The sequence below is a fragment of the Streptomyces sp. SolWspMP-5a-2 genome (assembly GCF_900091845.1).
GTDB classification, from domain to species: Bacteria; Actinomycetota; Actinomycetes; order Streptomycetales; family Streptomycetaceae; genus Streptomyces; species Streptomyces doudnae.
On sequence record NZ_FMCI01000147.1, the window covers coordinates 62,922 to 76,001 of the forward strand.

At 74.4% G+C, this 13,080-nt stretch carries 6 protein-coding genes and 1 pseudogene; 6 read left to right on the plus strand and 1 reads right to left on the minus strand.

All coding sequences use genetic code 11. The features are described from left to right. Position 1 precedes the first annotated feature (1 nt). Positions 2 to 1,723 (plus strand): dolichyl-phosphate-mannose--protein mannosyltransferase, encoded by a 1,722-nt coding sequence (locus GA0115242_RS14595; RefSeq protein ID WP_093828406.1) that lies wholly within the window; start codon positions 2 to 4, stop codon positions 1,721 to 1,723. A 57-nt stretch (positions 1,724 to 1,780) separates the two neighbouring features. On the opposite strand, the gene GA0115242_RS14600 is transcribed toward GA0115242_RS14595, so the two are convergent. Then, positions 1,781 to 3,208, minus strand: a complete 1,428-nt coding sequence (locus GA0115242_RS14600) for an alkaline phosphatase family protein (protein ID WP_093828409.1) — start codon at positions 3,206 to 3,208, stop codon at positions 1,781 to 1,783. 383 nt (positions 3,209 to 3,591) lie between these two features. On the opposite strand from GA0115242_RS14600, the pseudogene GA0115242_RS14605 reads away from it, so the two are divergent. The 5 genes and pseudogenes from GA0115242_RS14605 to GA0115242_RS14625 all read left to right on the plus strand — a co-directional run bounded on the left by GA0115242_RS14605 (position 3,592) and on the right by GA0115242_RS14625 (position 13,079). Next, a pseudogene (locus GA0115242_RS14605) lies at positions 3,592 to 6,152 on the plus strand (SpoIIE family protein phosphatase). Between the two features lie 42 nt (positions 6,153 to 6,194). Next, complete coding sequence (locus GA0115242_RS14610) at positions 6,195 to 8,975, plus strand: SpoIIE family protein phosphatase (protein WP_093828411.1); 2,781 nt, start codon at positions 6,195 to 6,197, stop codon at positions 8,973 to 8,975. Positions 8,976 to 9,138: 163 nt separating this feature from the next. After that, positions 9,139 to 9,993: a chitosanase gene (locus GA0115242_RS14615; protein WP_176729814.1), complete on the plus strand. Its 855-nt coding sequence runs from the start codon at positions 9,139 to 9,141 to the stop codon at positions 9,991 to 9,993. Between the two features lie 189 nt (positions 9,994 to 10,182). Next, on the plus strand, positions 10,183 to 11,547 hold the full coding sequence (locus tag GA0115242_RS14620) for an FAD-dependent oxidoreductase (protein ID WP_093828447.1): 1,365 nt from the start codon (positions 10,183 to 10,185) through the stop codon (positions 11,545 to 11,547). Between the two features lie 377 nt (positions 11,548 to 11,924). Next, positions 11,925 to 13,079, plus strand: coding sequence for a hypothetical protein (locus GA0115242_RS14625; RefSeq protein ID WP_093828415.1), 1,155 nt, complete (start codon positions 11,925 to 11,927; stop codon positions 13,077 to 13,079). The last annotated feature ends 1 nt before the right edge of the window (position 13,080 follow it).

A 13,080-nucleotide genomic window follows, 5' to 3' on the forward strand; every position in this document is an offset into this window, starting at 1 on the left:
GGTGACGAGTGACACCCGGACCCCGGACCGGATACCTGAACAGGGCTGCCCGCGTGGGGAGTCGGATGCCTGGGCGCGTCGGCTGCGCGACGCCGGGCACACCCCGCTCCCCCGCACCGACACCCGGGATCTGCTGGTCCCGCCGTTCCCCGGGCCCACCGGGCTCTGGACGGCGCTCGGTCTCGCGCCCCGGGAGGCGGGGCTGATCGCGCGGGCGACCGGCTGGGCGGGCCCGCTCCTGGTGGCGCTGCTGGCCGGGGCGGTGCGGTTCTGGCGGCTCGGTTCGCCGCACGCCGTGGTCTTCGACGAGACGTACTACGCCAAGGACGCCTGGTCGATGCTGCGGCTCGGCTACGAGGGCACCTGGCCCGACCGCAAGGTCGTCGACCCGGAGATCCTGGCGCACCAGCAGGCGCTGCCGCTCTCCGACGCGGGCAGTTTCGTGGCGCATCCCCCGATGGGCAAGTGGGTGATCGCCCTCGGGGAGGGCCTGTTCGGGCTCGATCCGTTCGGCTGGCGGTTCATGACCGCCCTGCTCGGCACGCTGTCGGTGCTGATGCTGTGCCGGATCGGGCGGCGGCTGCTGCGTTCGACGTTCCTCGGCTGCCTGGCGGGCACCCTGCTGGCGCTGGACGGGCTGCACTTCGTGATGAGCCGCACCGCGCTGCTCGACCTGATCGTCATGTTCTTCACGCTGGCCGCGTTCGGCTGCCTGCTGGTCGACCGGGACCGGGCGCGTGCCGCGCTGGCCGCCTCACTGCCGGTGGACGCGGACGGCCGGGCCCGTCCCGACGCGCGGGCCGCGACGGCGACCGGCACCGGGGTGCGGCCGTGGCGGCTGGCCGCCGGGGTGCTGCTGGGTCTCGCGGCGGCCTGCAAGTGGAACGGCCTGTACTTCCTGGTGCTGTTCACGGCCCTGACCCTGCTGTGGGACGTCGGGGCGCGCCGGGTCGCCGGTGCGGACCGGCCGTACGCGACGGCGCTGCGCAAGGACGCCCCCTGGTCGGTGCTGTCCATGGTGCCGGTCGCCGTGCTGACCTATCTGGCCACCTGGACCGGCTGGTTCGTCTCCGGCCAGGGCTACTACCGGCACTGGGCCGAGGGCCGGGGCGGCACCTGGTCGTGGGTCCCGGCGCCGCTGCGGTCGCTGTGGCACTACCAGCACGCGGTCTACGAGTTCAACATCGGCCTGCACACCCCGCACCGCTACCAGTCCAATCCGTGGAGCTGGCTGGTGCAGGGGCGGCCCGTGTCGTTCTTCTACGAGTCGCCGCTCGCGGGCCAGGAGGGGTGCCGGGCGCCGGGCGGCTGCTCGCGGGAGATCCTGGCGCTGGGCACGCCGGTGCTGTGGTGGGCGGCGTGCGCGGCGCTCGGGTACCTCCTCTTCCGGTGGGCGCTGCGCCGCGACTGGCGGGCGGGCGCGGTGCTGTGCGCGGTGGCCGCCGGGTACCTGCCGTGGTTCGCCTACCAGGACCGGACGATCTTCAACTTCTACGCGGTCGTGTTCGTGCCGTACCTGGCCCTCGCGGTGGCGATGACGGCGGGCGCGCTGCTCGGCCGGGCCGAGTCGAGCCAGCGGCGGCGGGACGCGGGCGCGGTGGCGGTGGGGCTGCTGGTGCTGCTGGTGGCCTGGAACTTCGTCTACTTCTTCCCGCTGTACACCGGCACGATGATCCCGACGGTGGACTGGCGGGCCCGGATGTGGCTGGACACCTGGGTCTGAGGCCGCGCGGTCCGGGTGGGAGGGTCCGGGCGGCGCTTCCCGGGCCCTCCCCGCGTCTCACACCTGGGGGCGGCGGCCCCGCTCCTGGGTGGGGAAGTGCTGGTCGGCGCCGGGCAGCGTCGGTTTCGGCAGCGTGGCCACCTCCTCCTTGGCCTTGGCGAGCTGCTCCGCCGTGTCGTCCGGGAGCTTCGGCGCGCTCGGGCGGGTGGAGTCGAAGCGGAAGGCGCTGGTGAGGTCGCCGAAGGTGGCCCGGCGCCAGGCGCTGATGTTGGGTTCGGCGACCCCGGTGAAGCGTTCGAGGAACTGGAGCGCCGAGGTGTGGTCGAAGGACTCGGAGGCGACCCAACCGCCCACGGTCCAGGGCGAGATGATGATCGCCGGGACCCGGAAGCCGCCGCCGATCGGCAGGCCCTGGATGTACTCGTCGGCGGTGCCCGCGGGCGCGGTCGGCGGGGGCACGTGGTCGAACAGGCCGTCGTTCTCGTCGTAGTTGAGGATGAAGGCCGTCTTGCGCCACACCTTCGGGTTGGACGCGATCGCCTCGATCTTCGACGCGACGAAGTCGGCGCCCGCGGCCGGGAGGTAGTCGGGGTGCTCCGACTGGTAGCTGGTCGGCATCAGCCAGGAGACGGCGGGGAGCCGGTCGTTGCGGGCGTCGTCCTCGAAGGTCCCGGCGGGCTGGGGGCGGACCCCCCGCTCGTACAGCTCGGAGCCCGGCTGCGCGTTCTTGAACGCGGCGAACTGCTCCAGCATGTTGCAGCCGTAGTTGTCGGTCTGCTGGTACACCTTCCAGCTGACCTTGGCCTCCTGGAGCCGTTCGGCGTACGTCGTCCAGCGGTAGGGCGCCGGGGCGACGTTGCTGATGATCGGGCCGCCCTGGGTGCCGCCCGGGTCGATGGTGCCGCTCATCCACATCAGCCGGTTGGGCCAGGTGGGGCCGAAGACCGAGCAGTGGTAGTGGTCGCAGACGGTGAAGGTCTCGGCGAGCGCGAACTGGAACGGGATGTCCTCGCGGGTGTAATACCCCATCACATAGGGCCCGTTGACGCCGTCGGCCTTGCGGTGGGCGGGCAGCCACCGGTCCATCCGGCCGCCGTTCCACGCGTCGTGCTGCACCGACCAGGCGTGGCTGGTGGACGGGATGGCCTGGGCGCTGGTGGTGCGGGTGTCGAGATGGAAGGGCAGCAGATAGCCCTTCGGGTTGACGGTGTCGGGCTGGTAGAAGACGGACCGCCCGTCGTCGAGGGTCAGCGCGCTCGGGTCGGCGAACCCGCGGACCCCCTTGAGCGTGCCGAAGTAGTGGTCGAACGACCGGTTCTCCTGCATCAGCAGGACGACGTGCTCGATGTCGGCCAGCGAGCCGCGTTCGGGAGGTCCGGCGGCGACCGCCTTCTGGACGCTCGGCGGCAGGAGGGAGAGCGCCGCGGCACCGCTCAGCGTGCCGGCGGCGGAACCCAGGAGTCTACGGCGTGTCAGCTCGGCCATGATTGCCCCTTCTTGAGCGTGATGAGCCCTGCGGAGTACGCCGGCCCGCGGTGCGGAGCGGGCCGTCGAGAACTCTCCGCCGGGTTCAACGCGCGGCGTCAGGTTTTGACGGTGAACTCGTGACCAACGTGCGGAATGCGGTTGGCCAAGCCATGACCGGCGTGGGCGGCGCGTTGCCGGTCCGTTGCCCCGCGGCGGGAAACGCTTGGCCAGTACATGGACCGGCGCCCGGCCCGGCATCCGCGCCCCCGCGCCCGCGCCGGACCGCGTCGGACCGGCCGTCGTCGCGGGCGCGCACCGGGGGCGCTGCGGGTGCGCCACGGCACCCGGATGGCGCATTCTTGCTGTGTCACCCACTCGGCGGGCACGGACGAGGTGAATCGATGACGGGGAGCGCTCCGGGCGCGGACCGGGCACCGGAAGGGCTGGCCGGGCTGCTGATCGACGCCTCGACGGAGGCCGTCCGCACGGCCGACGGGCACGTGGCGGGCGTCTACCTGCGCTCGGGCGGCGCCGGGCTGCTGCGGCTCGCGGTGCTCGCCGGGCTCCCCGGGCCGCTGTTCAAGCCCTGGTGGCGGCTGCACGTGGACCGGCCGTTCCCGGTCGCCGACGCCTACCGGCTGGGCACCGAGGTGGTGCTGCCGAACGCGACGGAGGCGATGCGCCGCTATCCGCAGTTCGCGGCCGGGCTGCCGTTCCCGTTCGGCTCGCTGTACGTGCCGGTGGTGGGCGGTGACCGGACGTTCGGGGTGCTGACCGTGCTGCGCCCCTCGGCCGCCGACGCCACCGAGATCGGCACCGCACGCGAGCAGGTGGCGGACCTCGCCGGCCGGCTCGGGGCGCGTCTGCTGCGGCTCGCGCGCGCCGACCCCGCCGCCGTCACCTGGGACGACGAGCCGCTGTGCGTGCCGCCGCCGGTCACCCGCGCGGCGGCCGGGCGCTCCGGCGGCTTCGGCTGGGACCCGGTCACGGACACCGTCACCGCCGACGCCCGGCTGGCCGCGCTCCTGGGCACCCCGGCCGCGCGGCTGTCCGGCCCGGTGGCGGCGCTCGCGGACGCCGTCGCGCCGGGGGACACGGCCCGGATGCTGGCCGCCCTGCGGGACACGGCGGCCGGACGGCCACCGCCCCTGCCGCTGTACGTGCGCGCCGGGGACGGCACGCTGCGGCTGCTGGAGCTGCGGACCACGGCGACGGCGCCGCCCGCGCCGGGGCCCGGCCGGTGTTCGGGCTGGTCGTGGAGCCGGGGACCGGTGCGGCGGGGGACGCGGCGGCCGACCTGCTGCCCGAGGGCGTGCTCTGCCTCGACCGGCTCGGTCTGGTCCGGTACGCCAACCCGCGCGCCGGGGAGCTCCTGAGGCGCGCGTCCGCCGAGCTGCTGGGGCGCCCGCTGTGGGAGGCGGTGCCGTGGCTGGGCGGACCGGCCGGGGAGGACCACATGCGGGCCGCGCTGCTCTCCCCCGACCCGATCCGCTTCCACGCGGGGCTGCCGGGCGGATCCGGCGCGCACGCGGGCGCACCGGACGGCTCGCGGGAGGGTCCCGCGGCTGCGGACGAGCTGTGGCTCGACGTCGCGATCCACCCCGGCCCCACGGTGCTGACCTGCACGTTCCGTCCGGCGCACCGGCTGCCCGAGCCGTCGGACGAGGAGGCGGGCGGCGACGTCCCCGAGGCGCCGTCGGTGGCGCCGCTGTACCGGCCGATCGCGCTGGCCATCGCGCTCTCCGAGGCGGTGACCGCGCGGCAGGTGTCGGCGGTGGTCATGCGGGAGCTGCTGCCCGCGTTCGGCGGCCGTCGGCTGGCGATCTACCTGCTCCAGGACCGGCGCCTCTATCTGGCCTGGGAGAACGGCTTCCCAGCCGGGTTCCTCGACCCGTTCGAGGGCGTCGGCCTCGACGCCGAGCTGCCGGGCGTGCGCACCCTGACCACCGGGCGCCCGCTGTTCTTCGACTCCATGGAGCGGCTGACGGCCGCCTACCCGGGCATCGCGCTGGACGCGGAGCGGGGCTCGCGCGCCTTCCTGCCGCTGATCGCCTCCGGGCGCCCGGTCGGCTCCTGCATCCTCGGCTTCGATCTGCCCCGGCGCTTCAGCACCCAGGAGCGCGCGGCGCTCACGGCGCTCGCCGGGCTCATCGCGCACGCCCTGGAGAAGGCCCAGCGCTACGAGAGCGAGGCCGCGCTCGCCCGGGGCCTGCAGCACGCCCTGCTCCCCCGGCGGCTGTCCGCGCACCCCCGGGTGGAGACCACCGGACGGTATCTGCCGGGCACCCAGGGCATGGAGATCGGCGGCGACTGGTATGACGTCGTCGAGTCGGGCGACGGCCTCGCGCTGGTCATCGGGGACGTCCAGGGGCACGGGGTGCAGGCCGCCGCCACCATGGGTCAACTGCGCACCGCGGTGCGGGCGTTCGCGCTCGGCGACCGGCCGCCCGACGAGGTGCTCGCCGGGACGAACCACCTTCTGATCGACCTCGACCCCGGCCTCTTCGCGAGCTGCTGCTACCTGCGCCTCGACCCGGCGTCGGGCGTCGCGCGCGCCGCGCGGGCCGGGCATCTGCCGCCGCTGCTGCGCCGCCCCGACGGCCGCACCGAGGTCGTCGACCTGCCCGGCGGGGTGGTGCTCGGGGTCGACCCCCGGGCCCGCTACCCGGTGACCGAGGTGCGTCTCGACCCGGGGGCAGTGCTCGCCCTCTACACGGACGGCCTGGTGGAGCGGCCCGGCGCGGACATCGACGACGGCATCGAGGGGCTGCGGGCGGCTCTGGCCGAGGCCCGGCCGCCCGCCGCCGGACCCCCGCTGCCCGCGCTCGCCGACCTGCTCACCGAGACCGCCCGGCGCACCACCGACCGGCCCGACGACATCGCCCTGCTGCTCGCCTCCCGGCCCGGCGCCGGGAGCGGGCCGCGCCCGAGCCGCCCGGCCACCGGCCCTCACCCTCCGTGACGGCTCTCGCCTCAGGGGCCGAGGCAGTGTAGACATGGGCACATGGTCCGACTTCCGGGTCGCTCCACGGCTCGGGCGACCCCACCCGCCGAGGACGCGCGCGCCCGGCGTGCGCCGGGAAGCACGCCTGCCGGGAACGGCGCGCGCGGCGGTCCCGGGGGCGCGGCGCCCGCCCGGACGCTGCGGGCGCGTGCCGCCTCCCTGCGCTCCTCGCTGAGCGCGGGCAGCCTCGCCGGACAGGTGTTCCTGCTCCAGGTCTTCATCGTGCTGCTGCTGGTGGTCGCCGCGGTCGTCGCGCTGGTGCTCCAGGTGCGGCACGACAGCACCGACGAGTCGCGCAACCGCTCGGTGGCCGTCGCCGAGGCCTTCGCCAACGCCCCCGGCACCCGGGAGGCCCTGGCCGCCCCCGACCCGACGGCCGTCCTCCAGCCGCGTGCCGAGGCCGCGCGCAAGGCGACCGGCGTCGACTTCATCGTCGTCATGAACACCGACGGCATCCGCTACACCCACCCGCGGCCCGACCGCATCGGCAAGAAGTTCGTCGGGGACATCGCGCCCGCGCTGGCGGGACGCCCCTCGACCGAGGAGGTCGACGGCACGATCGGGCACCTCGTCCAGGCGGTCGTCCCCGTCGAGGCGCCCGGCGGCAAGGTCGTCGGCCTGGTGTCGGCCGGGATCACCACCGACACCGTGGGCGGCGCCGCCGACCGTCAGCTCCCCCTGGTGCTGCTCGCCGCGGCCGCCGCGCTGGCCCTCGCCACCTCGGGCACCGCGCTGGTCAGCAGACGCCTGCTGCGCCAGACGCACGGCCTCGGACCGCACGAGATGACCCGGATGTACGAGCACCACGACGCGGTGCTGCACGCCGTCCGGGAGGGCGTGATCATCGTCAGCGGTGAGGGCAGGCTGCTGCTCGCCAACGACGAGGCGCAGCGGCTGCTCGACCTCCCGCCGGACGCCGAGGGCCGCCACGCGCGCGATCTGGGGCTCGCCCCCGACACCGCGGAGCTGCTGGCGTCCGGCCGGGTCGCCACCGACGAGGTGCACCGCGTCAAGGACCGGCTGCTGGCGGTCAACCAGCGCTCCACCGACGTCAGGGGCGGCCCGCCGGGGACCGTCGCCACCGTCCGCGACTCGACGGAGCTGCGCGCGCTCTCCGGCCGGGCCGAGGCGGCACGGGAGCGGCTCGACATGCTGTACGACGCCGGGGTGGGCATCGGCACGAGTCTCGACGTGACGCGCACCGCGCAGGAGTTGACGGATCTCGCGGTCCCCCGGTTCGCCGACTTCGTCACCGTCGACCTCTTCGACTCCGTCCTCGCGGGCGGCACCCCGGAGGCGGTGACGCCGTTGCGCCGGGTCGCGTTCAGCGGTGTCCGCGGGGACGCCCCGCTGTATCCGCTCAACCAGCAGATCAGGTACGTCGATTCGGCGCCGCAGGCCCGCACGCTGCGTACCGGGAAGCCGGTGCTCGAGGCCGAACTGGCGGGCGCGCCGGGCTGGAAGGAACAGGATCTGGAGCGCAGCGCCCAGGTCATGGGGTACGGCATCCACTCGCTGATCACGGTGCCGCTGCGCACCGGTTCGCTGGTCCTCGGCGTGGTCAGCTTCTGGCGCGCGGAGCGGCCCGACCCCTTCGACGACGACGAACTCGCCCTGGCCGAGGAGCTGGTGGCGCGGGCCGCGGTCTCCATCGACAACGCCCGCCGGTACACCCGCGAGCACAGCATGGCCGTCACGCTGCAGCGGAGTCTGCTGCCGCGGCGGCTGCCCGAGCAGTCGGCGCTGGAGATCGCCTACCGGTACCTGCCCGCGCAGGCGGGGGTGGGCGGCGACTGGTTCGACGTGCTGCCGCTCTCCGGCGCCCGGGTGGCGCTGGTGGTCGGGGACGTCGTCGGGCACGGGCTGCACGCGGCGGCCACCATGGGACGGCTGCGCACGGCGGTGCACAACTTCTCCGCGCTCGACCTGCCGCCCGAGGAACTCCTCGCGCTGCTCGACGAGTTGGTGGGCCGCATCGACCAGGACGAGGAGACGGAGGACGGCACCGCGCCGGTCACCGGCGCCACCTGCGTCTACGCGGTCTACGACCCGGTCTCCCGGCGGTGCGTCATCGCGCGGGCCGGGCACCCGCCGCCCGCCGTGGTCCGGCCCGACGGCACCGTCGACTTCCCCGACGTACCGGCCGGTCCGCCGCTCGGCCTCGGCGGGCTGCCGTTCGAGACGGCGGAGCTCGAACTGCCCGAGGGCAGCCGCCTGGTGCTGTACACGGACGGGCTCGTCGAGGACCGCGAGCGCGACATCGACGAGGGGCTCGAACTGCTGCGCCGGTCGCTGGAGCGGGCCGGGCGGTCGCCGGAGGACACCTGCCGGGCGGTCCTGGAGGCGCGCGTCCCGGCCCGGCAGAGCGACGACGTCGCGCTGATCGTCGCCCGCACCCGGGGGCTCTCCGCCGACCGGGTCGCGGAGTGGGGGGTGCCGTCCGACCCGGCGTCCGTCGGCGAGGTGCGGGCCGCCGTCACCCGGCGGCTGGCCGGATGGGGCCTGGACGAGCTGGCGTTCACCACGGAGCTGGTCCTCAGCGAGCTGGTCACCAACGCCATCCGCTACGGCGCCGAGCCGATCCGGGTGCGGATGCTCTTCGACCGGACGCTGATCTGCGAGGTGCACGACGGCAGCAGCACCTCGCCGCACCTGCGGTACGCGGCGATGACGGACGAGGGCGGCCGCGGGCTGTTCCTGGTCTCCCAGCTCGCCGAACGCTGGGGCACCCGGTACACGCCGGACGGCAAGGTCATCTGGGCGGAGCAGCAGCTCCCCTGACGGGTCGGTACCGGGTCCGGCGGGGACGCGCCGGACCCGCTTCGTAGGTCCCTACGAACTTCCTCCGCGACGGGTGTGCGCCGCGCGCGCCCTCTGATAGGAAACCTTCCTAACAGAGTCACGAACACCCACCCCCCACTCCCCCTTTGGAGCCCCCGTGACGATTCCGTCCGACGGCACGCCCGAGCCCGTCCGCCCCCTCACCCCCACCCGTCGCACCCTGCTCGCCCTGGTCGGCGCCTCCCTGGCAGCGGCGCCATTGCTGCGCCCGGCGACCGCGAGCGCGAGCGGGACCGCCGCGGCGGCCTGTGCGCCCCTCGACGACCCGGCGAAGAAGGAGATCGCCATGAAGCTGGTGTCGAGCGCGGAGAACTCCTCGCTCGACTGGAAGGCGCAGTACCGCTACATCGAGGACATCGGCGACGGCCGCGGCTACACGGCCGGCATCATCGGCTTCTGCTCCGGCACCGGCGACATGCTCGACCTCGTCCAGCTCTACGCCGACCGCAAGCCGGGCAATGTGCTGGCGAAGTACCTCCCGGCGCTGCGCCGGGTGAACGGGAGCGACTCGCACTCCGGGCTCGACCCCGACTTCCCGCGCGACTGGCGCACGGCCGCCCAGGACACCGTCTTCCAGCAGGCGCAGAACGACGAGCGGGACCGGGTGTACTTCAACCCGGCCGTGCAGCAGGGCAAGACGGACAGGGTCGGCACGCTCGGCCAGTTCGCGTACTACGACGCCATCGTCATGCACGGCGACGGCGGCGACCCGACCAGCTTCCGCAACATCAGGGCGCGGGCCCTGCGGTCCGCGAAGCCCCCGGCGCAGGGCGGCGCGGAGGCGACCTGGCTGAACGCGTTCCTCGACGCCCGGGTGTGGGCGATGCGGCAGGAGGAGGCGCACAGCGACACCAGCCGTGTCGACACGGCGCAGCGGGTCTTCCTGCGCGACGGGAACCTCTGCCTCGACACCCCCCTCGCGTGGAAGGTGTACGGCGACAGCTTCCGGATCGGCTGACCCGGGGCGGGCCGCCGCGCCTGCCCCCGGCGCGGCGCGGTGGCCCGCTGCGGTACCCTCATCAGCGGCGGGCCCCGCTCATAACGTCGGGTTATGAGCCCATAGGCCGGACTGATGTACCGAGTAAGGCTTGCCTTAGTTTAGGCTTTCGTCGAGTCGATTATGTCGCCGCTCGAAGGGAACCTGATCATGCCCCGCCCCCTGCGGGTAGCCATCGTCGGAGCCGGCCCCGCCGGGATCTACGCCGCCGACGCGTTGCTCAAGTCCGACGTGGCCGCCGAGCCCGGTGTGTCCATCGACATCTTCGAGCGCATGCCGGCCCCGTTCGGCCTGATCCGCTACGGCGTCGCCCCCGACCACCCCCGCATCAAGGGCATCATCACCGCCCTCCACCAGGTGCTCGACAAGCCGCAGATCCGCCTCTTCGGCAACGTGGACTACCCCACGGACATCAGCCTGGACGACCTCCGCGCGTTCTACGACGCGGTGATCTTCTCCACCGGCGCGACCGCCGACCGCGAGCTGTCCGTCCCCGGCGTCGAACTCGACGGCTCGTACGGCGCCGCCGACTTCGTCTCCTGGTACGACGGCCACCCGGACGTGCCGCGCACCTGGCCGCTCGACGCCGAGAAGGTCGCCGTCCTCGGGGTCGGCAACGTGGCGCTGGACGTCGCGCGCATCCTCGCCAAGACCGCCGAGGAACTGCTGCCGACGGAGATCCCGCCCAACGTCCACAAGGGCCTCAAGGCCAACAAGGCGCTGGAGGTGCACGTCTTCGGGCGGCGCGGCCCGGCGCAGGCGAAGTTCTCGCCGCTGGAGCTGCGGGAGCTGGACCACTCCCCCAACATCGAGGTCATCGTCGACCCCGAGGACATCGACTACGACGCCGGTTCGATCGAGACCCGGCGCGGCAACAAGCAGGCCGACATGGTCGCCAAGACCCTGGAGAACTGGGCGATCCGCGACGTCGGCGAGCGGCCGCACAAGCTGTTCCTGCACTTCTTCGAGTCGCCCACCGAGATCCTCGGCGAGGACGGCAAGGTGGTCGGCCTGCGCACCGAGCGCACCGCGCTGGACGGCACCGGCAACGTCAAGGGCACCGGCGCCTTCAAGGAGTGGGACGTCACCGCGGTCTACCGCGCGGTCGGCTACCTCTCCGACAAGCTGCCCAAGCTGCCCTGGGACATCGACTCGGGCACCGTCCCCGACGAGGGCGGCCGGGTCGTGCAGGAGGGCGGCGACCACCTCACCTCGACGTACGTCACCGGCTGGATCAGGCGCGGTCCCGTGGGTCTGATCGGGCACACCAAGGGCGACGCCAACGAGACGGTGTCCAACCTGCTGGCCGACTTCGCCGCGGGCAGGCTCCAGGAGCCGACCGCGCCCGCGCCGGAGGCCGTCGACGCGTTCCTCGGCGAGCGCGGCGTGCGGTACACCACGTGGGAGGGCTGGTACCGCCTCGACGCCGCGGAGAAGGCGCTGGGCGAGCCGCAGGGCCGCGAGCGGGTGAAGCTGGTCGAGCGCGAGGACATGCTCAGGGAGAGCGGCGCCTGAGCGTCCGCACCCCCACGGACACGAGCGAGCGACGCCGACGGGCCCGGGAGAGCGATCCCGGGCCCGTCGGCGCGTCCGCCCCCGAGGCGCGCGGCAACACGGCGCACCCCGGAGTGACCCTGCGGGTCTCTGTGCGCCGCGCGGGTGACGGGACCCGCCCGAGCGGATCGCGGGCGGACCCCGTCCGGGCCGGTGCGACCGCCGCGCGGACCGGGCGGCACGGGTGCGGCCCCGCGGTCCCGAGCGCGCTCCGCACACCCCCGTGTGCGGGGCCGGGCTCCCGGTCCCGCGCCGTGGGCGCGCACCCCGTCGTCCGTCGCGCGTCCCGCAGTGTCCATACTGGTGGACGCACCCGTCCCCGCCCCCGGCAAGGACCCATGGCCACCACGACCAGCGCCCGCACCGCCCACCCGCCGACCCTGTGGCTCTCCCGGGGCCGGTACGACGGCCCCGACCCGGCCGCCGTCGTCCGGCAGACCCTGGAGCGGCACAAGCTCGACGGGGTCATCGACGACCACATGGAGCCTCCCGAGGCCGCCACGATCGCGGAGTACGTCTTCGAGGCGCGCTGGAAGGCCGCCGGTGACGTGATCGTGCGGGCCAGGCTCTCCCTCGCCCGGGACGGCGCGGACGGCAGGGACTGGGTGCTGGCGGCCGAGGCCGAACGCGCCTGGGACCAGGAGTGGCCGTCACCGGCGACCATGTTCTGGCCGGACGACCCCACCGAGGCCTGGGACCGTGAGCCGCGCACCGGGCTGCGGATGCGGGCCGCCCACCGGCTGCCCGAGGAGGACAAGGACATCAGGGCCCTGCTGCGCGACTCGGTGCGGGGCGGCTGGACCATCGGGGTCGTCGTGCACGAGGCGATGACGCCGGACGGGCAGGGGCGGCTGCCGCTGCACCGGCATCTGCCGCCGGGCATCAGGCACCGGGTGGTGGAGCACCGCGCCGCGCCGGACCAGCTGCGGGTGGTGAACTTCGCGCTGCGCGACTTCGGGATCGAGGTCCCGCGCGGCGGCGCCGTCGTGCTGCCGGTGGACGTGTCCCGGGAGGAGGCGGAGGGCCTCGCCGTGCGCACCGTCTTCCTCGACGGCTCGCGGCCCGAGGACCTCGTCGCGGCGGTCATCCGCTACGCGGGGCTGACCAGGCCGCTGCCCGAGGGCGCGGGAGAGACCCTCGCCGCGCTGCGCGACGACTGGCATCTGACCACCCTGGAGGAGGAGTTGGTCCGCCAGCGGGCGCTGGTGGCGATGTACGCGGAGGCGCTGGACGCCATGACCCAGTCCCGCGATCTGTACCGGGAGGCGGCCGAGCGGGCGCACGAGGCGCTCCAGGTGTACCGCGAGTCGGGGGGCGAACCCGCGCCCCGGGCACCGTCCGCGGAGCCGCCCGCGGGGACGCCGTTGCAGCAACTGACGCGCAGGCTGGGCTGGTTCAAGGACGCGGGCAGAAGTCCGCGCCCCGCGCCCGCGGCGGACCGCGGAAGCGGGGACGAGGATCCCTCGGACCGTCCCGGGCGGGACGGCGGCTGAG

Coding starts and splice junctions, on each gene's coding strand:
- GA0115242_RS14600 (WP_093828409.1), bottom strand. CDS start 3,208: ATGGCCGAGCTGACACGCCGTAGACTCCTGGGTTCCGCCGCCGGCACG.
- GA0115242_RS14610 (WP_093828411.1), top strand. CDS start 6,195: ATGGTCCGACTTCCGGGTCGCTCCACGGCTCGGGCGACCCCACCCGCC.
- GA0115242_RS14625 (WP_093828415.1), top strand. CDS start 11,925: ATGGCCACCACGACCAGCGCCCGCACCGCCCACCCGCCGACCCTGTGG.
- GA0115242_RS14620 (WP_093828447.1), top strand. CDS start 10,183: ATGCCCCGCCCCCTGCGGGTAGCCATCGTCGGAGCCGGCCCCGCCGGG.